Annotated in this window: 27 protein-coding genes; 11 read left to right on the top strand and 16 right to left on the bottom strand. The window is 69.0% G+C overall.

The window, feature by feature from the left end; translation table 11 throughout:
- Positions 1-39 precede the first annotated feature (39 nt).
- From FVP33_RS07300 to mftA, 4 genes are read right to left on the bottom strand one after another with little or no spacing between them, the layout of a single operon-like run.
- On the bottom strand, positions 40-855 hold the full coding sequence (locus tag FVP33_RS07300) for a mycofactocin-coupled SDR family oxidoreductase (RefSeq protein ID WP_147782945.1): 816 nt from the start codon (positions 853-855) through the stop codon (positions 40-42).
- Positions 856-911: 56 nt separating this feature from the next.
- Positions 912-2,141: a mycofactocin radical SAM maturase gene (mftC, locus tag FVP33_RS07295; RefSeq protein ID WP_147782944.1), complete on the bottom strand. Its 1,230-nt coding sequence runs from the start codon at positions 2,139-2,141 to the stop codon at positions 912-914.
- Entirely contained in the window at positions 2,138-2,413 is a 276-nt protein-coding gene (gene mftB, locus FVP33_RS07290) for a mycofactocin biosynthesis chaperone MftB (RefSeq protein ID WP_147782943.1), read from the bottom strand. Before mftB ends, mftC begins: the two co-directional genes overlap by 4 nt.
- Positions 2,414-2,422: 9 nt before the next feature.
- Positions 2,423-2,554 carry a mycofactocin precursor MftA gene (gene mftA, locus FVP33_RS07285; protein WP_147782942.1) on the bottom strand — a complete coding sequence of 44 codons (132 nt, stop codon included), beginning with the start codon at positions 2,552-2,554 and terminating at the stop codon, positions 2,423-2,425.
- Positions 2,555-2,654: 100 nt separating this feature from the next.
- Between mftA and mftR the strand changes: the two genes are divergently transcribed.
- The gene (gene mftR, locus FVP33_RS07280) at positions 2,655-3,272 is read left to right on the top strand and encodes a mycofactocin system transcriptional regulator (protein ID WP_222706642.1); all 618 of its coding nucleotides are present in this window, start codon (positions 2,655-2,657) and stop codon (positions 3,270-3,272) included.
- Positions 3,269-4,945: a GMC family oxidoreductase N-terminal domain-containing protein gene (locus FVP33_RS07275; protein WP_147782941.1), complete on the top strand. Its 1,677-nt coding sequence runs from the start codon at positions 3,269-3,271 to the stop codon at positions 4,943-4,945. The genes mftR and FVP33_RS07275 overlap by 4 nt, the downstream gene beginning before the upstream one ends.
- On the opposite strand, the gene FVP33_RS07270 is transcribed toward FVP33_RS07275, so the two are convergent.
- Genes FVP33_RS07270 through FVP33_RS07255 form a run of 4 tightly spaced genes read right to left on the bottom strand, consistent with a single transcriptional unit; the run spans position 4,939 to position 7,038 of the window.
- Entirely contained in the window at positions 4,939-5,250 is a 312-nt protein-coding gene (locus FVP33_RS07270) for a putative quinol monooxygenase (RefSeq protein ID WP_147782940.1), read from the bottom strand. The two genes, FVP33_RS07275 and FVP33_RS07270, sit on opposite strands and share 7 nt — an antisense overlap.
- Before the next feature lie 15 nt (positions 5,251-5,265).
- The gene (locus FVP33_RS07265; protein WP_147782939.1) at positions 5,266-5,844 is read right to left on the bottom strand and encodes a GNAT family N-acetyltransferase; all 579 of its coding nucleotides are present in this window, start codon (positions 5,842-5,844) and stop codon (positions 5,266-5,268) included.
- A gap of 9 nt (positions 5,845-5,853) precedes the next feature.
- Positions 5,854-6,558 (bottom strand): uracil-DNA glycosylase, encoded by a 705-nt coding sequence (locus tag FVP33_RS07260; protein WP_147782938.1) that lies wholly within the window; start codon positions 6,556-6,558, stop codon positions 5,854-5,856.
- A gap of 3 nt (positions 6,559-6,561) precedes the next feature.
- On the bottom strand, positions 6,562-7,038 hold the full coding sequence (locus FVP33_RS07255; protein ID WP_147782937.1) for a phosphoribosyltransferase: 477 nt from the start codon (positions 7,036-7,038) through the stop codon (positions 6,562-6,564).
- 52 nt (positions 7,039-7,090) lie between these two features.
- Here FVP33_RS07255 and FVP33_RS07250 point away from each other — a divergent pair, with 52 nt between their 5' ends.
- A complete protein-coding gene (locus tag FVP33_RS07250; RefSeq protein WP_147782936.1) occupies positions 7,091-8,587 on the top strand; it encodes an MFS transporter in 1,497 nt (498 codons plus the stop codon).
- A gap of 95 nt (positions 8,588-8,682) precedes the next feature.
- Complete coding sequence (locus FVP33_RS07245) at positions 8,683-9,897, top strand: M20 metallopeptidase family protein (protein WP_147782935.1); 1,215 nt, start codon at positions 8,683-8,685, stop codon at positions 9,895-9,897.
- On the opposite strand, the gene FVP33_RS07240 is transcribed toward FVP33_RS07245, so the two are convergent.
- The 3 genes from FVP33_RS07240 to FVP33_RS07230 form a co-directional block, all read right to left on the bottom strand.
- A complete protein-coding gene (locus FVP33_RS07240; RefSeq protein WP_147782934.1) occupies positions 9,894-10,673 on the bottom strand; it encodes an SDR family NAD(P)-dependent oxidoreductase in 780 nt (259 codons plus the stop codon). The two genes, FVP33_RS07245 and FVP33_RS07240, sit on opposite strands and share 4 nt — an antisense overlap.
- A 116-nt stretch (positions 10,674-10,789) precedes the next feature.
- Positions 10,790-12,307 (bottom strand): MFS transporter, encoded by a 1,518-nt coding sequence (locus FVP33_RS07235; protein WP_147782933.1) that lies wholly within the window; start codon positions 12,305-12,307, stop codon positions 10,790-10,792.
- Complete coding sequence (locus FVP33_RS07230) at positions 12,300-12,872, bottom strand: PadR family transcriptional regulator (RefSeq protein ID WP_147782932.1); 573 nt, start codon at positions 12,870-12,872, stop codon at positions 12,300-12,302. The genes FVP33_RS07235 and FVP33_RS07230 overlap by 8 nt, the downstream gene beginning before the upstream one ends.
- Positions 12,873-13,046: 174 nt before the next feature.
- Between FVP33_RS07230 and FVP33_RS07225 the strand changes: the two genes are divergently transcribed.
- The 6 genes from FVP33_RS07225 to FVP33_RS07200 all read left to right on the top strand — a co-directional run bounded on the left by FVP33_RS07225 (position 13,047) and on the right by FVP33_RS07200 (position 19,765).
- Positions 13,047-14,375 (top strand): bifunctional o-acetylhomoserine/o-acetylserine sulfhydrylase, encoded by a 1,329-nt coding sequence (locus tag FVP33_RS07225; RefSeq protein WP_147782931.1) that lies wholly within the window; start codon positions 13,047-13,049, stop codon positions 14,373-14,375.
- A gap of 86 nt (positions 14,376-14,461) precedes the next feature.
- The gene (gene metX / locus FVP33_RS07220) at positions 14,462-15,667 is read left to right on the top strand and encodes a homoserine O-acetyltransferase MetX (protein ID WP_147782930.1); all 1,206 of its coding nucleotides are present in this window, start codon (positions 14,462-14,464) and stop codon (positions 15,665-15,667) included.
- A gap of 95 nt (positions 15,668-15,762) precedes the next feature.
- A complete protein-coding gene (locus FVP33_RS07215; protein ID WP_147782929.1) occupies positions 15,763-16,431 on the top strand; it encodes a response regulator transcription factor in 669 nt (222 codons plus the stop codon).
- Between the two features lie 209 nt (positions 16,432-16,640).
- Entirely contained in the window at positions 16,641-17,804 is a 1,164-nt protein-coding gene (locus FVP33_RS07210; protein ID WP_147783221.1) for a sensor histidine kinase, read from the top strand.
- Positions 17,801-19,054, top strand: a complete 1,254-nt coding sequence (locus tag FVP33_RS07205; RefSeq protein WP_147782928.1) for a hypothetical protein — start codon at positions 17,801-17,803, stop codon at positions 19,052-19,054. Before FVP33_RS07210 ends, FVP33_RS07205 begins: the two co-directional genes overlap by 4 nt.
- Positions 19,055-19,090: 36 nt before the next feature.
- Positions 19,091-19,765, top strand: a complete 675-nt coding sequence (locus FVP33_RS07200; RefSeq protein ID WP_281289371.1) for a response regulator — start codon at positions 19,091-19,093, stop codon at positions 19,763-19,765.
- Positions 19,766-19,952: 187 nt separating this feature from the next.
- Here the strand turns inward: FVP33_RS07200 and FVP33_RS07195 are convergent, their stop codons facing one another.
- From FVP33_RS07195 to FVP33_RS07175, 5 genes are all read right to left on the bottom strand, one after another.
- Positions 19,953-21,185, bottom strand: a complete 1,233-nt coding sequence (locus tag FVP33_RS07195; RefSeq protein WP_147782926.1) for an MFS transporter — start codon at positions 21,183-21,185, stop codon at positions 19,953-19,955.
- Positions 21,186-21,339: 154 nt separating this feature from the next.
- The gene (locus FVP33_RS07190; protein WP_147782925.1) at positions 21,340-21,909 is read right to left on the bottom strand and encodes a TetR/AcrR family transcriptional regulator; all 570 of its coding nucleotides are present in this window, start codon (positions 21,907-21,909) and stop codon (positions 21,340-21,342) included.
- Positions 21,910-21,996: 87 nt separating this feature from the next.
- Positions 21,997-22,311, bottom strand: coding sequence for a thiamine-binding protein (locus tag FVP33_RS07185; protein WP_147782924.1), 315 nt, complete (start codon positions 22,309-22,311; stop codon positions 21,997-21,999).
- A gap of 35 nt (positions 22,312-22,346) precedes the next feature.
- Positions 22,347-23,744 (bottom strand): glycosyltransferase 87 family protein, encoded by a 1,398-nt coding sequence (locus tag FVP33_RS07180; protein ID WP_147782923.1) that lies wholly within the window; start codon positions 23,742-23,744, stop codon positions 22,347-22,349.
- Positions 23,745-23,793: 49 nt separating this feature from the next.
- Positions 23,794-24,615, bottom strand: a complete 822-nt coding sequence (locus FVP33_RS07175) for an ADP-dependent NAD(P)H-hydrate dehydratase (protein WP_147782922.1) — start codon at positions 24,613-24,615, stop codon at positions 23,794-23,796.
- 40 nt (positions 24,616-24,655) lie between these two features.
- Here FVP33_RS07175 and FVP33_RS07170 point away from each other — a divergent pair, with 40 nt between their 5' ends.
- On the top strand, positions 24,656-25,276 hold the full coding sequence (locus FVP33_RS07170) for an HAD family hydrolase (RefSeq protein ID WP_147782921.1): 621 nt from the start codon (positions 24,656-24,658) through the stop codon (positions 25,274-25,276).
- The last annotated feature ends 3 nt before the right edge of the window (positions 25,277-25,279 follow it).

Raw genomic sequence — 25,279 nt, 5'->3', positions numbered from 1 at the left:
TCCTCCTTCGTTCTGTCGTCCTCTTGTCTTCTTGTCGGGTCAGTACTGGGTGTTTCCGGCGTCGACCGCCATCGCGAGTGACGTGATGTACCGCGCCTCGTCGGAGGCGAGAAAGAGCACCGCGTTGCTGATGTCCACCGGCTGCGTGACCTCGACCGGCAACATGTTGACCATCATTCCTCCGAGCTTCGGATGGGCCGCGAACCATTCGCCGAACTTCTCTCCCATGCTGGGGTCGGCTCCCATCGGCGTGTCGACGCCGGTGGGGTGCACCGTGTTCACCCGGATGTTGTACTCGGCAAGCTCCGAGGCGAAGGCGCGCATGAGGCCCACAACCCCGTGCTTGGAGGTGACATAGGGCGTGAGGAAGGGCAGACCCTTGAGCCCCGCGGCGGAACTGGTGAGCACGATCGATCCCCCGCCGGCCGCGATGAGGTGCGGCGCGGTCAGCTGGATGAGGTTCCAGTTGCCCGTGAGGTTGATGTCGATGGTGGTCTGGTAGACCTCCGGGGTGATCTCGTCCCACGGCCCGAGGATGCAGATCCCGGCGTTGCCCAGCACGATGTCGAGGTGGCCGAGTTCGGCGACGCCCGTGTCGATGGCCGCCTTGAGCCCCGCGCGATCTCGCACGTCGGCCTTGGTGGCGATGATGCGTCGGTCGAGAGCCTCGACCTGCCGCACCGTCTCGGCGAGGTCTTCCTCGGTCGCGGCGGGGTAGCCCACTCCCGGGACGGCTTCACAGATGTCGATCGCGATGATGTCGGCTCCCTCTTGCGCGAGTCGCACCGCATGACTGCGGCCCTGTCCCCTCGCCGCACCGGTGATGAATGCCACTTTTCCTTCTACACGCCCCATTGCCTGCTCCTTTGTTCGGGTTGTGGATTTGTGAGGTTCTGGTCGGTCGCGGCCCGCTACCGGACGGGTTCGAACCCGGCGAGCGGATCTTCGGCGCACGCGCTCACCGGAGGTCGGTCCACCCGCCGCACCGAGAGGGTGATCGGAACCGGCCGAGGCGCCCTCGTCGTGCGATGGGAGTGGTCGTCAGACGGCTGGGGAAGCCCGCCCTTCTGCGGGCGGTTCTTCAGCAGTTGCTCACCGTAGCCCTGCACGCACTCGGGGTCCGGCCCGTCGATGGGCAATCCGGTGAAGAACTTGGCGGCCATGCAGCCGCCCTTGCAGCTGTCGAAGAAGGCGCATGAGCTGCATGCGCCGCCGTTCTGCGGATTACGGAGCCGCAGGAACAGCTCGGAGGTCTTCCAGACCGTCTGGAAGCCGCCCGGCGAGCGCACGTTGCCCGCGAGGAACTCCTCGTGGATCGCGAAGGGACACGCGTACACGTCGCCGATCGGGTCGATCAGGCACACCACCCGGCCCGCCCCGCAGAGGTTGAGCCCGGGGAGGGCGCCGCCGAACGCCGAGAGATGGAAGAACGAGTCTCCGGTGAGCACCTCCTCGCCGTGCAGCACCAGCCAGTCGTAGAGTTCGCGCTGCTGCTCCGGCAGCGGATGCAGTTCGTCCCACACATCGGCGCCCCGCCCGGACGGCCGCAGCCTGGTCAGGCGAAGCTGAGCCTTGAAGCGATCGGCGATGGCCTTGAATTCGTCGAGCTGACAGATGTTCTGCCTCGTGCAGACGACCGAGATCTTGAACCCCTCGAACCCGGCGTCGAAGAGGTTCTGCATGGCGCGCAGGGCCGTGTCGTAGGAGCCGGGGCCGCGCACGTGGTCGTTCACCTCGGCGGTCGCCCCGTCAAGCGAGATCTGCACGTCCACGTAGTCGCTCGCCGTCAGCCGGCGCGCGACCTCCGGGGAGATCTTCACTCCGTTTGTCGAGAACTTCACCCCCACCTGGTGGTCCGTGGCGTAGTCGACGAGCTCCCAGAAGTCGGGCCGCACCGTTGGCTCCCCGCCGCCGATGTTCACGTAGAACACCTGCATCCGCTGGAGCTCGTCGATCACGGCCTTGGCCTCGGCCGTCGTGAGCTCGCGCGGATCGCGACGCCCGGAACTCGAGAGGCAGTGCACGCAGGAGAGGTTGCACGCGTAGGTGAGCTCCCAGGTGAGGCAGATCGGGGCATCGAGCCCATATTCGAACAGGTCGACCAGGCGGGTCGGCCGGGTGGCGGGCTGGAGCAGCGTCATTGGTGCCTCTCGATGACCATGGAGGAGTCGGCGAGCACGCCGAGTGCGCGGTGGTAGCGCGGAAGGTCGTGATCGTCGATGCCGGCCGCGGCGCACGCGGCGCGCACGGTGGGGGCGGCGGCCAGCCCCTGCACCACGCTCAGCAGGGTGCGGTCCTTGAGGAACGAGAGGCGTCTGGTACCGAAGTGGTAGAGCAGTGCGCCGAACGGTTCCGGCCTTACCGAGACCTTCGGATGGAGGTCCCACGCGGTGTCGAGATCGATCGACGACATGTCACGGACTTAGTAGACGCCGCACATGCCGTCGATCGATACCTCTTCGACGAGCGAATCGGCCTCGATCACGGCCCCGGCATCCGACGCATCATTTGCGTCAGTCCGTGCGCCAAAATCCTTATTCTCACTGACACTCATGGGATGCTCCTCATGGTAGAAAACCGACGACGACGGCGAATTCCTGTGATGTGGATGATACTAATGACACCGAGTGCCGAATGGAAGGGGTGAGCGGAAGTTGAGTACGACGGGCGAACTGAAGACCACCTCACGCATGGGCAGGCAACCGTCCACCTCCCACGCCGAACTGAGCCATGTGGCCCTCGAGCTCTTCCGCGTGCGCGGGTTCGACCGCACGACGGTGGACGACATCGTGGCGGCCGCCGGAATCGGTCGACGCACCTTCTTCCGCTACTTCCCGTCGAAGAACGACCTGCCGTGGGGCGACTTCGAGACACTGCTCGAGCGCATGAGGGAGCACCTCGCCAGTCTGCCGAGCGACCTGCCGCTCGTCGAGGCGCTCTGCGCCTCGGTGATCGAGTTCAACCGACTACCGGCCTCGGAGATCCCGTACCACCGTGAGCGCATGGAGCTGCTGTTGCACGTACCCTCGCTCCTCGCCCACTCGACTCTGCGGTACGCCTCCTGGCGACAGGTCGTCGCCGAGTTCGTGGCCGACCGGCTCCAGGTGCCGGAAGACAGCCTCGAACCGCAGGCCATCGCCTGGGCCTTCCTCGCCGTCTCCCTGTCGGCCTACGAGCAATGGCTCAAGACGGAGGATGCGGACCTTCTGGAGCTGCTCGCGGCCGCGTTCCGCACCCTCGACAGCGCCTTCCGGCTCCGCGAGCACGGATGACGCCCTTCGACGTGATCGTCGTGGGGGCGGGCGCCGCCGGGGCGCCGCTCGCCGCGCGGCTGACCGAGGACCCCGGGCGCACCGTGCTGCTGCTCGAGGCCGGCCCGGTGCCCGGCAGCACCGAGGAATTTCCGGCGGACCTCCTCGACTCCGGAACCGTGCGTGGGGCCGCTCCCGGACATCCGGCCAACTGGTCGTTCCTCGGGCACCTCACGCCCGGCCTTCCCTATTCGATCGCGCGCGGGCGCATCCTCGGCGGCTCGACGACGATCAACGGGGCGTACTTCATCCGCGCCAGGCGCCAGGACTTCGACCGCTGGTCGGCCGACGGAAACGACGAGTGGACCTGGGACCGAGTGCTGCCGTTCTACCGCCGCATCGAGGCCGACCGGCAGTTCGGCGAGACCGCGGTGCACGGGGGGTCTGGACCGATTCCCGTGACTCGGCCGGCGCAGGACCATCCGGTGACCGTCGCCTTCGCGGCCGCCGCCGCGGAGCTCGGTTTCGCGCGCGAACCAGACAAGAACGACCAGGGCGACCCGGGGGTCGGCCCGCTTCCGATGAACGTGGAGGACGGGATTCGCGTCAACACCGGCATCGCCTACCTCAATCCGGTCCGGGGGCGCGGAAACCTCACCGTGCGCGGAGACAGCTGCGTGCGGCGGGTCGTGTTCGAGGGCAGCCGGGCGGTGGGGGTCGAGGTGCAGACCGCCGGCGTGATCTCGGTGATCCGCGCCCGCGAGGTGGTGCTGTGTGCGGGAGGAGTCAAGTCTCCCCACCTGCTCCTCGTCTCGGGAATCGGCCCGCGGGTCGACCTCGAGGAGCTCGGGATCACCGTGGTGAAGGATCTGCCCGGGGTCGGCGACGGATTCAGCGATCACCCGGATATCCCGGTGCTTTGGCAGCCGCGGCGCCACGTCGTGGACTACCGCACGAGCCAGTCGATGGCGTCCTGCCTCAACTTCGACTCGGCCACGACCGGGACGGCCGAATCGGGAACGGCCGGGGTCGGCGGCCCAGGCGACCTGGAGATCCTGCCCCTCATCAAGCCCATGGGCTACCTGCTCACCGGGCGCCGCGCGGCGACGGCGAGCGCTCTCGGCACCCTGCTTCGCCACCCCCGGCGATCGGTCTCGGCGTTGCGCGGCATCTCACTCCGACGGTTCGCCGAACAGGTCGCGCACCAGGGCGACCTGGCGATGCTCGTCGCCGTGCAGGCCGAGACCTCGCGCGGCCGGATCAGCCTCGAGTCGGCCGACCCCGCCGTTCCTCCGCGGATCGACTACCACTACCTCTCGACCGAGAGTGACCGCCGCCGGATGCGACAGGCCATCCGCACGGCCGTCGCGCTGCTGCGCACCGAGGCGTTCTCCCGCCTCTTCCGCCGGCTCTCCGAGCTCGACGACTCGACGCTCGACGACGACTCCCGCCTGGACGCGTGGGCGCTCGGCCACCTCGGCACCGCCATCCACCTGTGCGGAAGCGCGAGGTTCGGCGGCGCGGACGACCCGGGTGCTGTCGTCGACCAGTACGGACGGGTGCACGGCGTCGACGGACTGCGGGTGGCCGACACCTCGATCCTGCCCGACACCCCCGTGCGTGGACCGGCGGCGACCGCGATGCTCGTGGGCGAACTGATCGCCCACGTCATGCGGCGGGGCGCCGACTACTGAATCGTGCCCTTCACCGGGTCGCCCATCGGCACGTTGCGCAGCACGTGCACGACGGTCTCCGCGGCGAGCGCCCCCTCGTTGAGCCGGTTCAACTCCACGAGAGCCGCGCCGGCCGCGTGCGCGTCCAGGTCCTCCCGGCTACGCCAGCGCTCGACCATGATCACGAGGTTGCCGTCGGTGTGCGCGGCGTAGAGCTCGCAACCGGGCTCCTCGTGCACGAGGGGCGACACGGCGCTGAACGCGTCGAGCACGTCCTGGGTGCGTCCTGGCGCGGGGGTGAGGGTGGCGACGACGATGAGAGACATGTGTGCTCCTAGCGGTTATTTGAGCGACTTCTGCATGAGGACCGTGCCGAGCCAGCGGTCGAACTTGTAGCCGACCTTACCCATGTGGCCGATCTCCTTGAACCCGAAGTTCTTGTGGATCGCGATCGACGCGTCTGCCCCCTTGTCGGCGATCACCGCGATCATCTCCTTGAGGCCGGCCGCCTTGGAACGCGTGATGAGCTCCGCGAGCAGGGCCTTGCCGAGCCCCTTGCTCGTTGCCGCCGCGCGCAGGTAGATGGAGTTCTCCACCGTGAACCGGTAGGCCGCCTTCTCCTTCCACGGGTAGACGTAGGCGTAACCGAGGATCTGCTCGCTCGGGCTCTCCGCGACCAGGAAGGGCATGCCGAGTTTCACGATGTGCTGGAACTTCGACCGGATCTCCCGCAGCGTCATGGGCTTCTCGTCGAAGGTCACCGTGGAATTGGCCACATAGTGGTTGTAGATCTCACGCACGTCCGGCAGGTCCTGCAGGCGGGCGTCGCGGATGGTGTACTCGAACGGCACCTGCAACGGCGGCAGGTTGCGCTGGGCCTCCTTGGGCCGGTGGGTCGCCTGGTATTCCTCCTCGAGCATGAGCAAATCCTACGTCCGGTTCGCCACCGGCGGCTGCGGCCCGAGCGACCAGTCGATCGGCTCGGCGCCCTGGGCCTTCAGCAGGGCATTTGCGCGGCTGAAGGGCCGGGAGCCGAAGAACCCCCGGGAGGCCGAGAGGGGACTCGGATGCGCGGACTTCACGATGGGAGTGTCTCCGAGCATCGGCTCGAGAGCGAGCGCATCCTTGCCCCAGAGGATCGCCACGAGGGGCGTCCCACGCGCCACGAGGGCACGGATCGCGGCCTCCGTCACCGCCTCCCAGCCGCGCCGGCGGTGCGACCCGGGCTCCCCCGGTCGCACCGTGAGAACCCGGTTGAGCAGCATCACTCCCCGCTGGGACCACGCGGTGAGGTCGCCGTGGGGCGGCGCCACGATGCCGAGGTCGTCGTGCAGCTCCCGGTAGATGTTCTGCAGGCTGCGCGGCACCGGGCGCACCGCGCGGTCCACGGCGAACGACAGGCCGATCGGATGCCCCGGAGTCGGGTACGGATCCTGGCCGATGATGAGAACGCGCACCTGGGAGAACGGGTACTCGAACGCGCGCAGCACGGCGCCCCCGGCCGGGAGGTAGCCGCGGCCGGCGGCGTCCTCGGAGCGCAGGAACTCCCCCATCGACGCGATCGTGCCCGCCACGGGTTGCAGGGCGGCGGCCCACCCGGGGTCGATCAGCTCGGCGAGCGGGTGCGGCGCCATCGCCTACGCGGTCACGGGGGGAAGCGACGACCAGGGGAAGGCTATCCAGCGCGAGGTCTTGCGCCAGACGTAGTCGGGCTCGAGCACCGTCGCCGGCTTCGAGTACAGGCACACCGTGCGAACCTCGGCACCCGCGCGAACCAGCAGGGCGAGCACCATGGCGAGGGTGCGCCCCGAGTCCGAGACGTCGTCCACCAGGAGCACCCGCTTGCCGCGCATCGATTCCTCGTCGAGCATGGGGGCGAGGATGATCGGCTCGTCCAGGCGCTCGTCGACGCCCGTGTAGAACTCGGCGTTGAGTGCCCCGCAGCTCTTCACGTCGAGCGCGTAGGCGATGGCTCCGGCGAGCAACAGCCCGCCGCGCGCGATCGCCACGACGATGTCCGGCGCGAAGCCGCTCCCGTGCACCGTCGCCGCGAGTTCGCGTACCGCGCCCCCGAACTCGTCCCAACCCAGAATCTCGCGCTCGACATTTGCCATGTGCCAACGCTACCGGCACCCGCGTCGGCGACCCAGCCAGTAGCATCCGTTCATGAGCACCCTTCGAGGCAAGTCAGGCGCCATCACCCTCGGACTGATCGGCTATCTCTTCCTCGTCGAGATCGTCAGTGGAATCCTGCAGGGCTACTACGTGCCGCTCATCAGCGACCTCGTCAAGTACCTGGGCATCCGGGACGCCGACTTCAACTGGTTCGAGGCCGCCCAACTGCTGGTCTCGGCCCTCGTGGTGCCGATCCTCGCCAAACTCGGCGACATGTTCGGCCACAAGCGCATCCTCCTCGTCTCCACGGTGCTCACGGCACTCGCGAGCTGGGCGCTCGTGTTCGCCGACAACTTCTGGACCTTCCTCGCCGCCTGGGCGCTCCAGGGGTTCTACGTGGTCTGGCTCCCGCTCGAGGTCGCCCTGATCTTCGACCGGGGCCGGCGCACCGGTCGAGGCGCCTCGCAGACCCGTCGGGCGGCCGGGTTCCTCGTCGTGGCGCTCGAGACCGGCGCCATCGTCGGGGCCCTGCTCGGTGGCCGCGTCTTCGGCTGGTTCGGCGAGAACGTGCCGCTCACGCTGTCCGTGCCGGCGATCGCCGTCACGCTCGTCTTCTTCGCCATCCTCTTCGGCGTGCCGGAGTCGACTCCCCTGCCCGGCAGGTCCCTCGATGTCGTGGGGTTCAGCCTTCTCACGATCGCCCTTCTGCTGATCACCTCCGGACTCACCTTCCTCCGGCTCAACGGTCCGGCCACCTGGTGGGTCTACCTGCTCCTCGTGGCGGGGGTGCTCGTGTTCCTGCCCTTCGGAATCGTCGAGCTGCGGCACCGGGACCCCGCGATCGACCTTCGCGTGCTGCGCCAGCCGAACATGTGGCCGGTGCAGCTCACCGCGGCCCTCATCGGCATCAGCCTCCTCGGCGCCCAGGCGCCGCTGAGCGCCTACGCCGGCACGAACCAGGCGAACGGCTACGGGCTCGGCCTCGACGCCGCCGACCGCTCCACCCTGATCGGCGTCTACCTCATCTCGATGATCGTGGGGGCGCTGCTCTTCCCCGTGGTCTCCCGTCGACTCTCCCCGCGGGTGGCCCTGATCATTGCGGCCTTCCTGGTGGCGATCGGCTACCTGCTCTTCCTGCCGTTCCACCTCGAGACCTGGCAGGTGTTCCTCAACATGTGCGTCGCCGGGCTCGGATCGGGTGCCCTCGTCGGCGCGTTGCCGGCGGCGGCCGCTGCGGCCGCCCCGCGCGGCCAGACCGGCATCGCGGCGGCCCTCACCAACACCACCAAGACCATCGGCGGCTCCTTCGCCTCCGCGGTCTTCGGCATCGTGCTCGCCGCCGGGGTGCTCACCGCGGTCGGGTCCACCGCGTCGAGCCTCGCCGGCTACATGACCGTTTGGGTGATCTGCGGGGTGGGGGCGCTCGTCGCGGCGGTGCTGCTCTTCTTCGTGCCGAAGCTCGCCTTCGCCGACACGCTCGACGACGAGACGGATGCCTCGGCGGCCGACCTGACCGAACCGACGGCCTCTCGGCCCCCGGTCGCGTAGCCGGCGGCCGGCCGTTTCGTGATCGGGCGTTTCGTGATCGGGCGTTTCGTGATCGGGCGTTTCGTGAGGGACGCGCGGTGAGTGAGACTGTCAGCATGGATCTGAGGGAACTCGCCGTCGAGGCCGCCAACTACCGGGAGCCGTTGCGCTCCATCCGCCGCGACATCCACCGCCGGCCGGAACTCGGACTCGACCTGCCGCAGACCCTCGCCAGGGTGCTCGCGTCGATCAGCGAACTCGGGCTCGAGACCCACCAGTCCCCGAGCATCTCCTCCGCGGTCGTGCGCATCGTCGGCGACCTGCCCGGTCCCACGGTGGTGCTTCGCGCGGACCTCGACGCGCTCGCGCTCACCGAGGATTCCGGCGAGGAGTTCACCTCGGACATCCCCGGCAGGATGCATGCCTGCGGCCACGACCTGCACGCCGCGATCGGGGTCGGCGCCATCCATCTGCTGGCGACCCACAAGGACCGGCTCGCCGGGGAGGTGCTGTTCCTCTTCCAGCCCGGGGAAGAGGGCGACAACGGCGCGGACCGCATGCTCGAGGAGGGCGCGCTCGAGCTCGCACGCGGCGAACTCGTCGGCGCCTACGCCGTGCACGTGACCACCGCGGCGCCGAGCGGAGTCGTCTCCACGCGCCCTGGCCCGCTGATGGCAGGATCGGCGATTCTCGACGTGACCCTGCGGGGAGCCGGCGGCCACGGTTCGGCCCCGCACCTGGCGCTCGATCCCAACCAGGCGCTCGCCGAGATCGTGACGGGGCTGCAGACGATGGTCACCCGCCGGTTCAACGCCTTCGACCCGGTGATCGTCACCGTCGGCTGGATCCGCGGCGGCGAGGAGGGAACCAACAACGTCATCCCGAGCACCTCGTCGTTCGGCGCGACGGTGCGCACATTCTCGCTCGAGAGCCTGGCCAACGTCGAGCGATTCAGCCGCGAACTCGTCGAGGGAATCGCCGCGGCCCACGGCCTCACCGCCGACGTCGAATTCCTTTCGGTGACCGAACCGGTGGTCAACGCCGCGGAACACGCCGCGCTCGCGGAGCGCGTGGCCGTGGAGATGTTCGGCCCGGACGGCTATCGCGAGATGCCGACCCCGATCGGCGGCGCGGAGGACTTCGCCGCCATCCTGGGGGCCGTGCCTGGGGCCTTCGTGTTCGTGGGGGCGTGCCCGCCTGAGCTCGATCCGGCGACCGCTCCGTACAACCACTCGAACCTCGCCAGGTTCGACGACGGAGTGCTGCCGGCCGCCGCCGCCTACCTCGCCGCGCTCGCCTTCGCCCGGCTCGACGAGGTCGCCGGGGGCTAGTAGCCCTTCGGTCGCAGCTCGCCCCGGATCACCTTGTGGGGCGCCGCCTGCGCGACCGGCTTGATGGTCACCAGGTCGAGATTCACGTGGCCGGGCAGCTCGATCGAGTGCACGATGGCCTCGGCGATGTCCTCCGCGTGGAGCGGATTCGGCACGTTCTCGTACACCGAGTCGGCGCGCGCCCGGTCGCCGCCGAAGCGCACGAGCGAGAACTCGTCGGTCTTGACCATCCCTGGCGCGATCTCGAGCACGCGGATCGGCTCGCCAGCGAGCTCGAGTCGAAGCACCGCGACCAGGGCGCGGGCCGCGAACTTGGAGGCGTTGTAGCCGCCCCCGCCCTCGTAGGCCACGTGACCGGCGATGGAGGTGACGGTGAGGATGTCGGCGTGGCCGTCCGCGGCCGCCGCGGCCCTCAGCAGGGGTAGCAACGCACTCGTGACGCGCTTGACGGCGACGACGTTGACGTCGAACATCCGCGCCCAGTCCTCCGCTTCGCTCGCCTCGACCGAAGCCATGCCGAAGGCGCCGCCGGCGTTGTTGACGAGGGCGTGCACGGCGCCGAGGCCGGCGAGATGGTCGCGCAGCGCGTCGACCTGGGCCTGGTCCGTCAGATCGGCGGTGAAGACGTCGCACCCGGTCTCGGCCGCGAGTTCCTCGAGCCGGTCCGTGCGCCGAGCCACGCCGACCACGCTCCAGCCGCGTTCGCGGAACAGTCGAACGGTCGCGGCCCCGATGCCCGAACTCGCCCCGGTCACCACTACACGTCGCTCGGCCACATCCACTCCCTCGGTCGGTTCGTCTCAACCGTAGCGCGGCTGGGGTTCTCGGGTGACGACCGCCCCGACTGCCGCACGGCACAGACCCCACCGGGTCGCGGCGCAGCCGGTAGCCGCTACTCCGCGAAGCCGCGGTTGACCCGCTTCGGCAGGGCGAAGACGAGACTGAACGCGACGAGGGCGAACAGCGCACTCAGCGCGATCGCCGAGGCGGCGCTGGCGGTGAAACCGATGGCCACGTTCTGGGCCACGGCGGCCTTGATCTCGGCGGCGCTCGGACGACCCGTGAAGGTGGGCTTCTCGATCACGAGGGTGCCGAACAAGACGCTGCCGATCACCGCGATCCCGATCGCGCTGCCGAGCCGCTGCATCGTGCCGATCACTCCGCTCGCGGCGCCGGCCTCCTGCGGGTCGACCGTCGCGACGATGAACTGCGCGTTCGGCGCGATGAACAGGCCGCTTCCCACCCCGGCGACGAGGAGCGGCAGCAGCAGCGCCCAGTTGGTCAGATCCGCGGCCGGAACGGTGAGCAGGATGATCCACACCGCGGCCAGGCCGACGGTCAGCATCCCGACCCCGATCACCAGCACCGTGCGGCCGAGCCGTGCCGCGAACCGGTTGCTCTGCGAGGCGCCGACGATGCTGCCGATCGCGAACGGGATGGAGACGAGGCCAGACTCGAGCGCCGTGTGCCCGAGCCCGGACTGCCAGAGGATCGAGATGGAGAAGAAGATGCTCGTGAAGGCCGCGAAATAGACGAGGGCGAGGATGGTGCCTCCCGTGAACGCCGGGTGGCTGTAGAGGTGCGGTGGTACGAGGGGGCTCTTGCCCCGTTTCGTGTAGAAGACCTCCCAGAACGCGAAGAGCACGATCAGCGCCACTCCACCACCGAGCGAGATGAACGTCCAGGGCTTCCAGCCCACGGTCTGCCCCTCGATGAGCGGCACGAGGATGGCCACTAGGCCGCCGGCGAGAAGCAGCAGGCCGATCCAGTCGCCCCCGCCGGAGCTCCTCGTGCCCGCGGCGCCCCGCGGCAGCAGGAAGGCGGCCGCGACAAGGGCGATGATGCCGATCGGCAGGTTGACGTCGAAGACGTATCGCCAGCCCTCCTTCTCGCCGAAGGCCTGGATGAGCAGGCCGCCGACGATCGGCCCGAGAGCCGAGGAGACACCGATGACCGCGCCCATGATGGCGAAGGCCTTGCCTCGGACTCGCGGCGGGAAGAGCAACTGGATGAACGCCGTCACGGCCGGGAGGTAGATTCCCCCGGCGAGGCCCTGGATCACCCGCGCGACGACGAGTTGGGTGCTGTCCTGCGCGAGGCCGCAGGCGAGGCTCGCGGCGGTGAAGAGGGCGAGACCGGTGAAGAAGATCCACTTGTGGCCGAACCGGTCGCCGAGGCGGCCGGCCGGGATGAGCACGAGTCCGAAGGCGAGGGCGTACCCGGAGATGATCCAGGACAGGGTCGCCTCGTTCGCGTCGAGGCTCGTGCGGATGGTCGGCAGGGCCACGTTCACGATCGTGGCGTCGAGCAGGGACATGAACATCCCGATCAGGAGCACGCCGAGGGCCTGCCAGGCTCGGCGGGGGGCGACGGCCAGGGCCGGAGCCCCGGCCGCGGCGGTCTCACTCATGAGGGGCGTCCCTTCTGGACAGTTCGTCCGCGATGATGTCGGGTAGTGCTGCGAGGAGCTGTTCGTGCCAGGCGATCTCTCCGCGCCAGCGGGAGAGCTGATGCCGCATGGACCAGGTTTCGGCGAGGGTGAGGTGCTGCCTGATGGACTCGAGGTGCGCCTCGTTCGTCTCGGCGGTGGCGCGCAGGCGACCGAGGCGTTCTTCGATCAGCGCCGGCAGCCGATCGAGCCGCTCCGGGTCGAGCCGTGCGAGGGCGAGGTCGAGGGGGTCGGGTTTGATCACGATCTCGGTGAGCCCGTGCAGCCGGAGCTGGTCGAGTGCCCGGACCCCGTCGACCGTGATGCGGTAGACCTGCCGCTCCGGGTAGTTCCCCTGCTTCTCCAGCCGCTCGCCCTCGATGAGCCCCTCGGCCGCGAGGCGTTTCATGGCCCCGTAGACGGCGCTCGCCGCGAAGTCTGTCCATTCGTCGATGTGTTCCTCCTCGGCGAGCAGGAGCAGGGCGTGCCCGTGCATGGGTCCGCGCTGCGCGAGCGAGCCCAGGATGAAGAGGCGGATGGATGACACGCGACTACTCTCGCACGACTAGTCGCGTCGAACAATTCGGTCGGCCGAAATCATTACGCCGTGTGTCGCGCCCATTGCCGTCTCCCAGCCATGCTTCCTAGGCTGCATGCCACGAGGCGTTTGTTTGCCAGAGAATCGCGACCAGCGCCGCACACCGACCAAGGAGCACCCGACATGAGCGACAACGCCGCCGACTGGAAGTTCGAGACCAAGCAGATCCACTCGGGAGCCTCGCCGGACCCGACCACCAATGCTCGCGCCACGCCGATCTACCAGACCACCTCCTACGTGTTCAACAGCGCGGAGCACGCCCAGAACCTCTTCGCCCTCGCCGAGTTCGGCAACATCTACACCCGCATCCAGAACCCCACCCAGGCCGTCGTCGAGGAGCGCGTCGCGGCGCTCGAGGGAGGCACCGCGGCCCTCCTCGTCTCCTCCGGCCAGGCCGCCGAGGTCTTCGCGGTGCTCAACATCGCCCAGGCCGGCGACCACATCGTCTCGTCCTCGTCGATCTATGGCGGAACGTACAACCTCTTCAAGTACACCCTCGCCAAGCTGGGCATCGAGACCACCTTCGTGGAGAACCAGGATGACGCCGACGAGTGGGCGCGCGCCGTTCGTCCGAACACGAAGCTCTTCTTCGCGGAGACCATCGGCAACCCCAAGGTCAACATCCTCGACATCCGGCTCGTCGCCGACATCGCCCATGGCGCCGGCGTGCCGCTGATCGTGGACAACACGATCGCCACCCCCTACCTGATCCGTCCGTTCGAGCATGGCGCGGACATCATCGTGCACTCGGCCACCAAGTTCCTCGGCGGCCACGGTGCGGTCATCGGCGGCGTGATCGTCGACGGCGGAAAGTTCGAGTGGTCGAAGAACGTGGAGAAGTTCCCGGGCCTCACCGAGCCGGACCCCTCGTACCACGGCGCGAGCTACACGACGGTGCTCGGCGACGGAATCGCGTACATCATCAAGGCGCGCGTGCAGCTGCTGCGCGACCTCGGCTCCGCCATCGCCCCGGCGAGCGCGTGGCAGCTGATCCAGGGCATCGAGACGCTCAGCCTCCGCATCGAGCGTCACGTGGAGAACGCGCAGACCGTCGCCGAGTGGCTGGAAGACCACCCGGACGTGGCCTCGGTCAACTACTCGGGACTGCCATCGAGCCCGTGGTACGCCAAGGCCAACGAGTACGCCCCCAAGGGCGTCGGTGCCGTTCTGTCGTTCGAGCTCAAGGGTGGGGTGGAGGCCGGCCGCGCCCTCGTCAACAGCGTGACGCTGTTCAGCCACCTCGCCAACATCGGTGATGTGCGCAGCCTCATCATCCACCCGGCGTCCACCACCCACTCGCAGCTCACCCCGGAGCAGCAGCTCACCTCGGGCGTCACCCCGGGCCTCGTGCGCCTGTCGGTCGGCCTCGAGAACATCGACGACATCATCGCCGATCTGAGCGCCGGATTCGCCGCGGCACGGACCGCGACGAGTTCCTCCCAGATCGCCTGACCGAGGGGCCACGCGCCCGCCCTGCCGGGGCCCGATGTCGTAACAATGACATCGGGCCCCGCGCTATTGGGGATACTTGCCTAGACATGGATTGGCAGACACCCGAGGACACGGTCCCATCGAGCTTCGTCACCGAGGCCAACGTGAGGGCCATCATCGGCAAGCCGTCGGCGACCGGGGCCTGGCGCGAGGGCGACGCGCCCGGCGATCGCCAGTTCGTGTCGATCGGCGAGCAGAAGCTCGAGCGCGGCGGATCTCTGCCGTTCGCCAGGATCGCCTACGAGACCTGGGGTGAACTCAACGCCGACCGCAGCAATGCGATCCTCGTGCTGCACGCCCTCACCGGAGACAGCCATGTGCTCGGCGCCCCCGGCCACGGCCACCCCACCGCTGGGTGGTGGTCCGGCATCATCGGTCCGGGCAAGTACATCGACACCGACCGCTGGCATGTCGTCGCCCCCAACATGCTCGGCGGCTGCCAGGGCAGCACCGGCCCGGCGTCCCTCGCCCCGGACGGCCGCGAATGGGGACCTCGTTTCCCCTACCTCACCATCCGCGACCAGGTCGCGGCCCAGGTCGCCTTCTCCGACGCGATCGGCATCGACCGGTGGGCGGCGGTGATCGGCGGGTCGATGGGCGGCATGCAGTCCCTCGAGTGGGCGATCGGGCATCCGGATCGGCTCGAGCGAGTGGCGATCATCGCCGCCCCCATCCTGAGCAGCGCCGACCAGATCGCGCTCAACTCGGTGCAGATCGAGGCGATCCACATGGACCCCGGTTTCGCGGATGGCGAATACTACGAGGCGGCGGACGGCGATGGCCCGTACCGTGGCCTGGCGCTCGCCCGGCGCATGGCGCTTCTCAATTACCGCTCCCCCACCGAGCTCAACGACCGGTTCCAACGCAGCTGGCAGTCAAGCATCAGTCCGCTCGGCGCCGAGGGTAAGTTCGCGGTGGAGAGCTACCTCGACTTCCACGGCAACAAGTTCACCCGTCGCTTCGACGCCAACAGCTACATCCTTCTCGTGCAGGCGATGAACTCGCACGACATCGGGCGCGACCGCGGAGGCAGCGCCGCGGCACTGGCCGCGGTCACCGCGAAGAGCCTCGTGCTGGGCATCGACAGCGATCGGCTCTTCCCCGTGGCCGACCAGGTGGCGATCGCGAGCCGTCTCACCAACAACATCGACGGCGGCACGGCCGTCGTCATCCACTCCGAATTCGGGCACGACGGCTTCCTCATCGAAGACGACCTCGTCGGAACGGAAGTCGCGCGGCTGCTCGCCTCCTGAACGGGGTACAAGCGAGTTCCTATCACCTTGACTATGCTCGGTGTACAGAGCGGTCTGTGGCATTACCCGATCACACGGACCGCCGGGAGGAAGCGTTGGCTGTCACGACCAGGCGGGAAGTGCCCTCCGCCATCAGTGTCGCCATCGTCGACGACCACCGGCTGGTGGTGGACGGGATCGCCGCGCACATCGCCGCCCGCCGGCTCGGCATCACGGTGGTCATCAGCGAGTCGACCTGGTCCGGACTGCTGTCCCATCCCGCCTTCCCCACCGACGTCACGGTGCTCGACCTCAACCTCGACGACAGCATCGCCATCGGAACCAAGGTGCGCGCCCTCAGCGCCGCCGGCACCCGAACGGTGGTGATGAGCCGGCACGCCGATTCGTCGTCCATCCAGGGCGCCATCAGGGCCGGTGCCCTCGCCTTCGTGCCGAAGACCGAATCCGCCGACGAGCTCATCGCCGCCATCCGCTCGGCAGCGGACGGCAAGCAGTTCCGCAATTCGCACCTCACCGGTGCCCTCGCCGAGATCTCCACCTCGGACGACCCGGGCCTCGGCAAGCAGGAGCACCTGGCCCTCACTCTCTACGCCTCCGGCCGGTCCATCCGCGAGGTCGCGAGCGACATGGGGACCACGGAAGAGACTGTCAAGTCCTACATCAAGCGCGGGCGCAGGAAATACCGCGAGATCGGCGTGGATCTCGGCACCAAGATCCTGCTCCGCCGCCACGGAATCCGCGAAGGCTGGCTCACCCCGGAGTAGCCGGATGCCGGCTCGAGGGGGCCACGGTCTCCCGCGGCTCCCCCCGGCGCATCCCCCGGGACGGTCTGGCTGTGACCGTGGTGTCCGATGTCTCGGCTGAGCCCCTCTTGTTCCTTACTTGTTACTTAGGCAAAAGTAGCGCGATCTGCGTGCCGTGCCGAGCGGTGTCTAACCCCCACTTTAGGTGCCAGTGTGTGACTATTGCTTACGTGGAACTCATCGCCAAAGAGCGCGATCGCCTTTTACAGCGTGCCGCTCGGGCAATCGGCCTTGGCTCGACCGCAGTCGCCCTGCTGTGCTTCAGCGTTCCCGGAATCCTGGATCTGCCCACCTACATCGCGGTGGTGCCGTTCTTCCTGCTGCTCGCGCTCTGCCAGTACCGAGTCGGCGTGAACCAGTCAGTCGTCTGGGTGCTGCTCGGCGTGGCCTCGGGGCTCGCGATCCTGATCGTCGTGCAACTGCAGATCGGCGCGCCGCCCGCGGCGTCGATCGGAACGGCCATCGTGCCGCTCGCCGCCGGCGCGATCGCCTCGTTCGCGATCGTGCTGGTCAACGGCATCGGACGCCTCGGCCTGCTCGTGCTGTCGTTCGTGGCCACGGCCACCCTCTCCGGGCTACTCATCGATGCCCCGAACTTCTTCTCGCCCGAGCTCGCCGCGATCCTGCTGGGCTGGCTGCTCGCCACGGTGTTCGGCTACTGGCTCGGTGCGAGCGTGCCCCGAGCGGCCCGCCGCATCTACAGCATCGGCCGCGCTCATCGCGCGGAGCGCCAGGCCAGCGAGACCGAGGCCCAGCGTCGCCAGGGCGCGCGCCTGCTGCACGACACCGTGCTCGCCACGCTCACCCTGCTCGCCCACTCGGGGGTCGGAGTCGCCGCCTCTGCCCTGCAGCAGCAGGCGGGAGAGGATGCGCGACTGCTCCGTCAGCTGAGGCTGGGCGCGAGCCCCGTTCCGCAGTCGTCGGGCGTCTACAACCTCGAACCGGTCGAGGAGAGCGCGCTCGGCACCACCCTGGAGTCGGTGAAGCAACGGTTCGGCCGCATGGGCCTCGAGGTGAGCTGGCACGGCACCGGCCAGGTGCTGCTGCCGAGCGAGGTGCTCGACGCCTTTCTGCTCGCACTCGCCGAGTGCCTCGAGAACGTGCGCAGGCACTCCGGCGTCACCGACGCCCACGTCACCATCACCGACGACGAATTCACGGTGCGGGCGATGGTGACCGACGCGGGCGTCGGTTTCGATCTCAAGGACATCGACGAGGCACGCCTCGGCTTCAAGGACTCGGTGGTCGGCAGGCTCAAGGACGTGGGTGGCAACGCGCGGCTCTTCTCGTCACCCGGGGCCGGAACGACCGTCGTCCTCGAGGTGCCTAAGTGAGCGAGTACGCGCGGCCGGAGGAGAACACCCTCGGCATCATCCTCGGCAGGCGCAATCGCGGCGGGGTACCGGCCGGTTCGACGGCCGGTCGGGCCATGCGCCAGGCGAGCGCGCGCGGGGCGAGTCTCGGAACGGGTTACCTCGGCATCGGGGCGACGGCACTCGCCGGGCTGCAGGGACTGTACGGGGTCGGCATGTTCGTGCTGCGTCTCCAGGACTACCCCAACGTGCTGCCGGTCGCCGCCGCGTGGATCATCTACGCGATCGCGATCATCGCGGTGGCCGTGTCCATCTCGACCCGGGGCGAACGCATGCCCAACTGGATGTTCGGCACCTACCTTCTCTCGCTCGCCGCCGTCGTCGGCCTCGACCTGGTCGCCATCTGGCCACTGCACGACGTCGGCACCTTCGCCACGGCATCCATCTCCGCCGGGTTCGGCCTGCTGGCGGCGCTGACCCTGCGGCGGGCTCGGGAGATCCTCGCCGCGGCGGCCCTGCTCGGGCTCTGCCTCGTGGCCGCCATCCTGCTCACCACCAAGCTCACCCCGCTGACGACACCGGCGCAGATCATCGCCGTGGCGGTGGCCGTGATGCCCGCCCTCTTCGGGGTGTTCGTGATCCGCCGATTCCGACGCATAGTTCAGCTCGAGCTCGACCGGGTGCTCGTGCAGAGCACGGTGTCCGCGCCGCGGTTCGCCGTGGGGATGCTCGCGTCGGAGGAGCTCGCCAGACTCGACCTCGCCGCGGAGGAATTGCTCGACTCCGTCTCCAACGGGCGGATCCCCCTCCCGCTCGGCCCGAAGACGGCGTCGATCGCGGCGTCGCTCGCCACGGAACTGCGGCTTCACCTCATCGAGGGCCGCCGGGAGACCTGGCTGTATCACGCGATCACGGAGTCGGAGCAGCTGGGCAAGTCGGTCACGCTCGCCGACCGCGGCAGCCTGGCCGGTCTGCTCGGCCCGCAGCAGCGGGACGGACTCCTCGCCGCGGTGTGGCTTCTCGTCAACGATCAGGGCAAGGCGAGTCCGACTGCGCAGCTGACCCTGGGCCCCGTCACCGCTCCGCGGGAGCCGGGCTCGAAGACGATCACGGTGCCGCTCGTGATCACCACCACCGGCGTCTCCCGGAACCGGGTCGACCCGGCGACCTGGGACGCGATCGGCAAGGTGGGGCGTTTCATCGATTCGACGCAGAACTCGAGCCTGCGGGTCGAGATAGAGTGCGTCGTAGCGAACCCGGCAGACCAATAGCATGCACACCAAGCAGTTCACAGGATGGGATTACCAGTGCCGGACATAGACAACCGAATTCGACTCGCTCTCGTCGACGACCACAAGATGCTGCTTGGGGCGCTGACCGAGTGGATCCGCGGGGCCGCGAGCGACATCAACATGGTCGCGGCCGTGTCGACCTGGCCCGACCTGCTCACCCACGCCGAGTTCCCAGTGGATGTCGTGCTTCTCGACCTCGATCTCAAGGACAACATCCCGATCTCGCTCAAGATCTCCACCCTCAAGACCACCGGAGTCAAGACGGTGCTCATGAGCACCTACTCCGAGCCGAATGTGGTGCGGGAGGCGCTCGCCGCCGGCGCCCTCGGCTACCTCGTGAAGAGCGAGGACGCCGAGATGATCGTCGAGGCGATCCGGGCCGCCTCCAAGGGCGAGTCGTACGTGTCGGCCGAGCTCGACCTGGCCCTCAACGCGAGCGACGTGGGCGGCGCCCCGAAGCTCAGCGCCCAGGAGCGCCGGGTGATGGCGCTCTACGGCGGCGGCGAGCCAGTGAAGGCCGTCGCCTACCAGCTCGGCATCTCCGAGGAGACCGCCAAGTCGTACCTCAAGCGCATCCGCGAGAAGTACCGGGTTGCCGGGATCGACGTCGGCACGAAGGTCGCGCTCCGCAAGCGCGCGATCCAGGACGGCATCCTCATCTCCAACGACGGGCCGCAGCACTCGCTCTAGCGGCCCGCCGCCCGGCCCTTTCCGCTCCCGCCCCGTTCCGCCCCTTCCGAAATCCATGCAATCTTCGCGGCGCGCCGACGGTTACTCGGCGACACGCCGATGCCCGGCAAGGAATGCATGGATTTCGGAAGAGGCAGGAGGCAGATCGAGGCAGGCAGGGCGGATAAGAGCGGATGCGGCGCCGAGGTCAGGCGAGCGCCGGGGCCTCGCCGAGCTGCCCGCGGCCGCGCCGCCGCTGCAGGAGCAGGCTCGCGATCGCGAGGCCCAGACCGGGCACGCACAACAGCAGGCCGATCCAGCTCGGCGAGAGGTAGCCGAGACCCGCACCGATGGCGACACCGCCCAGGAACGCGCCGAGGCTGTTCCCGAGGTTGAGGGCCGCGTGGTTGACGGCCGCCGCGAGCGTCTGGCTGTCGCCGGCGACATCCATCAGCCTGGTCTGGATGGCGGGTGACAGTGCCGCAGCGCCGAAGCCGACGAGGAAGGTGAACGCGAGCAGCCCGGCCACCGTGTTCGCCGTGAGCGCCAGCCCGGTGAGGGCCACGACGAACACGCCGAAGTAGGCGAAGATCGAGCCCATCACGTTTCGGTCGGCGCTCCAGCCCCCGATCAGGTTGCCGATCGTCATTCCGACCCCCACGACGACGAGCACGAGGGGCACGACGATCGCCCCGAGCCGGGCGACCTCCGTCACCATGGGCGAGATGTAGGTGTACACGGCGAAGAATCCGCCGAAGCCGACGGCGCCGATCAGCAGCGCGAGCCACACCTGCAGCCGTCCGAACGCCTTCAGCTCGCGGCGCACGGTCGCCCCGGCATCCCCCGGCTGGAAGGGCACCAGGAAGGCGATCGCCACGAAGGTGAGCGCGAAGATGAGCGCGACGGCGAGGTAGGCGATCCGCCAGTTGGTGACCTGGCCGAGGTAGGTGATGGACGGCACGCCGACGATGTTGGCGATGGTGAGACCGGAGAGCACTATCGCGACTCCCTTGCCGCGCTTGCCCGGCCCCATGAGGGATGCGGCGACGAGAGCCGCGACGCCGAAGTACGCGCCGTGCGGCAGGCCCGCGAGAAAACGCGCGGCGAGCACGAGGCCGAAACTCGGAAGCAGGGCCGAGGCGACAGTGCCCACCGTGAAGGCCGCCACGAGCACGAGCAGGAGCTGCTTGCGCGGGAAGCGCGCGGCCGCCACGGCGATGGTGGGCGCGCCCACCACCACCCCGAGGGCATAGGCGGACACGAGCCAGCCGGCCTGCGCGTCTGCCGCCTCGCGGGAGTGCGCGTAGAGACCGGGGAGCAGATCGTGGGCCAGATTGGGCAGCAGGCCCATCGCCACGAACTCGGTCGAGCCGATGGCGAAACCGCCGAGGGCGAGGGCGAGCAGCGCGAGCCGCACGCGGGCCGGGGAGAGTGCTGGCATGGGGCGGAACCGTTCTGAACTCGAGGAAGCTGGCTGGGCGGCTCTTCATCGAGCAACGGGGGGGGTGCCTATCGGCGACGGTGCCGTGCGCGACGGCCCGTTACCACTCTAGAACGCGACACCGTCACGCCGCGACGGCTGGTGGCGTGACCAATCAGGCTCGCGCCCCGACGAGGGCGGCGTCGATGAGTGTTGCGGCCGCGGCGCGGGCCTGGCCGGCCGCGACGGGGTCGCCGAAGATGCCGGCGGTGCTCTGGGCTCCCTCGGCGAGCAACACGAGCTGGGGGGCGAGGGATGCCGGGGCGCCGGAAGACTCGACGAGCCCGGACACATAGCCCTGGAAGTCGGCCTTGTGCCGCCGGACTACCTCCGCCACGAGCGGGGCGGTCGGCCCGAGTTCGCCGAACGCGTTGATGAACACGCAGCCGCGGTAGTCGCCCTGGCGGAAGCGGTCCTCGAGGAAGTCGAAGACCGCGAGCAGCTTGTCCCGCGGGGAGTCCACCCGCTCGCCGAACTCGATAACGCCCTGCATCCAGGACCGGTTGAGCCGCACGAGCACCTGCTCCACGATGGCGTCTTTCGACGGGAACAGGCCATAGATCCGCTTGAGCGAGATGCCCGCCTCGTTACGCAGGTCGTCCATTCCCACCGTCTGGATGCCCCGCGCCGTGAAGAGGCGCTCGGCAGCCTCGAGGGCGAGCTCCCGGGCTTTGTCGTCATCCATCGCTGCTCCCATCCACCGCAGAGAACCTACGTTCTCCAGTATACGGGCCGCCGCCGGGACCGTCGTTGCCCGCTGCGCGTCCGACGATCAGTCCGCGCGCTCTGCCGCCTCGATCGCGCGCTCCAGGCGCTCGACCTTGCCGGTGAGCTCCCCCGTGTGCCCGGGGCGGATGTCCGCCTTCAACACGAGCGACACCCTCGTGCCGAACGCGCCGACGGCATCCGTCGCACGCCTGATCACGTCGAACACCTCGTCCCACTCCCCCTCGATCGTCGTGAACATCGCGTCGGTGTGGTTGGGCAGGCCGGACTCGCGCACCACGCGGACCGCCGCGGCGACCGCATCGTGCACAGAGTCGCCCTCCGCGCCGCCGCTCGGCGCAATCGAAAATGCCACAAGCACGGTAACTCCCTCGTTCGTTTTGGTTGTTCGGTCGGTCAGGGTGTTCGGTCGGTCAGGGTCTCCGGGTCCAGCGTGTCACCCTCGGCCGTACGGTGACCATCGGCGCGCTTCCCGCCGGCCGGGAAGGGCCAGGTCGCGCGCGGCAGGGCCGCCTCGGAGGCCGAGCCGGTGAACCACTGCTCGTCCGTCAGTCCGGGCGCGCGCCAGACGGCCACGACCGACCAGCCCAACAGCACGAAGACGAGCAGGTTGCGCGCGCTCAACACCAGGAGCATGACGGCGTTGAGGCCTATCAGGTAGCCGTACAGGTAGGGGTAGATCGCCTGGGTGAGCACGGCGAGCACGAGCACCACTGTCGCGGGAATCCGGAACGAGCGGCCGTGCCCCTCCCGGCGGGTGACGAGGCCGAGGATGACGGGAACGGCGAGCCAGGTGATGTACTGCGGCGAGCCGACCTTGTTCACTGCGATGCACGCACAGACGAACGCGAGGGAGAGGGCGGGGAGCACCTCGAGGGCGCGGGCCCCTCGGCGCACGGCGAGCACCGCCACGATGACGACCCCGACCAGCACGAGGGCGAGCAGCGGGGTCATCAGCCCGCTTGCGGTGGAGACCCCCGGCCCGCGCACCTGCCAGGTGAGCAGGGCCCGGTCATAGTAGACGTAGACGTTCGGCACATGCGCCCAGCCCGCCCAGAGCCAGATCGTGGAGACCGGCGCCTCGACCTGCAGGCCCCGGGCGGTCTGCTGTCCGACGAAGCTGAACACGTTGGATCCTGCGCCGAGGGCGAGGGCGGCCAGGACGATGGCGACACTCGTGGCCACGCTCACCGCGACCACGCGCAGCCGGGACCTGACCGCGATGACGATCGCCGCGAGCAACGCGGCCGGCCAGACCTTGATCCAGGTGGCGATCGTGAGCAGCGCCGCGGCCGCACCCGGCCGCTTCGCCACCTGGAGCACGCCCACGATGGCGAGCGGCACGGTGATCGAGTCGATGCGGCCGAGGGCGATGGGGCCGAGCAGCAGCAGGAACAGCACCCACCACCAGCCGACGTCGACGTGGCGCCGCTGCCTGCCCCAGCCGACGATGAACGCGAGGGCGACGGCGTCGAGCACCATCACGAGGCTGAGCCAGGTGCTCGAGTAGAGCTCGGGCCCGAAGGCGCGCGCCATCAGCATGGGCACGAGCGCGACTATCGGATAGACCCAGGAGCCGTCGATGCCGACCCAGTAGTGGGAGACGATGGCCTGGTCGGTCCAGAACTTGTAGACGTAGCTCACGTCGCCGAGGGGCAGGCCCGGCCCGTTCAGGTTGACGAGGCCGAGCCAGAGGTGCACGAGCACGAACGCGATCCAGAGCAGGATGCGGCTCGACGTGATCTCGCGAACGGAAGACGCCCAGTCCGACCTGGAGTGTGCCGCGGAGCTCATGACTGCCCAGCGTATCGTGCGATTCTCGCCCGCGGCGTCCCGGTCATCCTCACCGCCGCACGAGGTCGGCGATCACCCGCGGCACGGCCGCGGCGACATCCAGCACGACGAGGGGACCGCCCGCGCTCGCACGGCCGGCCGCGAGCCCGTGGATCACCGCCGCGGTGGCCGCGAGCCTGGCCAGTGCGCCCGGGTCGGCGGCGACTTCGGCCGAGTGGGTCGCGACAAGAGCGCCGAGAATGCCGCCGAGCGCGTCGCCGGCGCCCGCCGTGGCGAGCCAGGGCGGCGCGCTGGAGGCGACGATCCGCGTGCCATCCGGTGCGGCGACGAAGGTCTGGTGGCCCTTGAGCAACACGGTGACGCCGAGCTCCTCGGCGGCCCTGACCGCCCACGCGGCCGGGTTCGAGGCCACCTGGTCCTTCGTCGCGCCGACCACCCGCGCGAGCTCGCCGAAGTGCGGCGTGATCAGGACGGGTCCGGAGGCCCGACCGATCAGGTCGAGGCCACCGGCGTCGATCACCGTGGGGAGGCCGTCGGCGAGCGCGGCCGCCAGCCGCCGCGACGTCGCCTCGTCGCGCTGGGCGGCATCCATCCCCGAGCCGAGCAGCCAGGCCTGCACCCGGCCGGGCGCGGTGACGGCCTCCGGTCGGCGCTGCAGCACGAGCTGGGTCGGCCGGTCGTCGCCGAGGTAGCGCACCATCCCCACTCCGGTGCGCAGCGCCGCCTCCACCCCGAGCACGGCCGCGCCGGGGTAGGCGTCGGACCCGGTGATCACGCCGAGCACGCCCCGCGAGTACTTGTCGTCCTGGGCCCGCGGCATCGCAATGTGCTCGCGAGCGTCTTCCGGCGTCCAGTCGGTGAAGGTACTCATGGGTCTCACGATAGTTTGGATGGCGAACAAGAGGAGCGCTATGGCACTGACGATCCGAGACCGCGTGGTGGTCTTCGACTACGGCGAGGTCATCTCGCACAGCCCGAGCGAGCGCGATCGGGCCGACCTGCTCGCGGTGGCCGGCGTGTCGGACGAGGCGTTCTGGCCGCCGTACTGGGAGCACCGCGACGGGCTCGACCAGGGCAGGACGAGCATTCGCGACTACTGGAGGCTCGTGGCATCGGACCTGGGGGTGGAGTGGTCGGAGGCGACCATCCACGAACTGTGGGTGGCCGACTTCACGGGCTGGCTGAGCGTCAACCCGGCGACCTTCGAGGTGATCGCCGACCTGCACGACGGCGGCACCCGCGTCGCGCTGCTGTCGAACGCGGGCTTCGACTTCGCGAGCCCTTTCCGGTTCTCCCCGATGGCCCGCTTCTTCGAGCGGATGTTCATCAGCGCCGAGCTTTCCACCATCAAGCCGAACCCCGAGATCTACCTCGAGGTGGCCCGCGAGCTCGGAATAACTCCCCAGCAAATGGTCTTCATAGATAACAAGCAGGTCAATGTGGACGGCGCCGAGGCGCTCGGCATCACCGGGCACCACTTCATCGGTGCCGCCGAACTGCGGACGTTTCTCGAATCCCTCTCAGTCAGGTAGGCC

The organism is Lacisediminihabitans profunda (assembly GCF_008040105.1).
GTDB lineage: Bacteria > Actinomycetota > Actinomycetes > Actinomycetales > Microbacteriaceae > Lacisediminihabitans > Lacisediminihabitans profunda.
Note: the sequence above shows the minus strand (reverse complement) of the source record. Positions and strands in the feature narration are given on the sequence as shown.

Bases quoted from the DNA above. Each gene is read 5' to 3' on its own strand.
- FVP33_RS07195 (WP_147782926.1), bottom strand. From the start codon at position 21,185: ATGCCAGCACTCTCCCCGGCCCGCGTGCGGCTCGCGCTGCTCGCCCTC.
- FVP33_RS07250 (WP_147782936.1), top strand. From the start codon at position 7,091: ATGAGCACCCTTCGAGGCAAGTCAGGCGCCATCACCCTCGGACTGATC.
- FVP33_RS07225 (WP_147782931.1), top strand. From the start codon at position 13,047: ATGAGCGACAACGCCGCCGACTGGAAGTTCGAGACCAAGCAGATCCAC.
- FVP33_RS07180 (WP_147782923.1), bottom strand. From the start codon at position 23,744: ATGAGCTCCGCGGCACACTCCAGGTCGGACTGGGCGTCTTCCGTTCGC.
- FVP33_RS07275 (WP_147782941.1), top strand. From the start codon at position 3,269: ATGACGCCCTTCGACGTGATCGTCGTGGGGGCGGGCGCCGCCGGGGCG.
- FVP33_RS07255 (WP_147782937.1), bottom strand. From the start codon at position 7,038: ATGGCAAATGTCGAGCGCGAGATTCTGGGTTGGGACGAGTTCGGGGGC.
- mftC (WP_147782944.1), bottom strand. From the start codon at position 2,141: ATGACGCTGCTCCAGCCCGCCACCCGGCCGACCCGCCTGGTCGACCTG.
- FVP33_RS07170 (WP_147782921.1), top strand. From the start codon at position 24,656: ATGGCACTGACGATCCGAGACCGCGTGGTGGTCTTCGACTACGGCGAG.
- metX (WP_147782930.1), top strand. From the start codon at position 14,462: ATGGATTGGCAGACACCCGAGGACACGGTCCCATCGAGCTTCGTCACC.
- FVP33_RS07300 (WP_147782945.1), bottom strand. From the start codon at position 855: ATGGGGCGTGTAGAAGGAAAAGTGGCATTCATCACCGGTGCGGCGAGG.
- mftB (WP_147782943.1), bottom strand. From the start codon at position 2,413: ATGTCGTCGATCGATCTCGACACCGCGTGGGACCTCCATCCGAAGGTC.
- FVP33_RS07190 (WP_147782925.1), bottom strand. From the start codon at position 21,909: ATGGATGACGACAAAGCCCGGGAGCTCGCCCTCGAGGCTGCCGAGCGC.
- FVP33_RS07235 (WP_147782933.1), bottom strand. From the start codon at position 12,307: ATGAGTGAGACCGCCGCGGCCGGGGCTCCGGCCCTGGCCGTCGCCCCC.
- FVP33_RS07245 (WP_147782935.1), top strand. From the start codon at position 8,683: ATGGATCTGAGGGAACTCGCCGTCGAGGCCGCCAACTACCGGGAGCCG.
- FVP33_RS07265 (WP_147782939.1), bottom strand. From the start codon at position 5,844: ATGCTCGAGGAGGAATACCAGGCGACCCACCGGCCCAAGGAGGCCCAG.
- FVP33_RS07260 (WP_147782938.1), bottom strand. From the start codon at position 6,558: ATGGCGCCGCACCCGCTCGCCGAGCTGATCGACCCCGGGTGGGCCGCC.
- FVP33_RS07175 (WP_147782922.1), bottom strand. From the start codon at position 24,615: ATGAGTACCTTCACCGACTGGACGCCGGAAGACGCTCGCGAGCACATT.
- mftA (WP_147782942.1), bottom strand. From the start codon at position 2,554: ATGAGTGTCAGTGAGAATAAGGATTTTGGCGCACGGACTGACGCAAAT.
- FVP33_RS07270 (WP_147782940.1), bottom strand. From the start codon at position 5,250: ATGTCTCTCATCGTCGTCGCCACCCTCACCCCCGCGCCAGGACGCACC.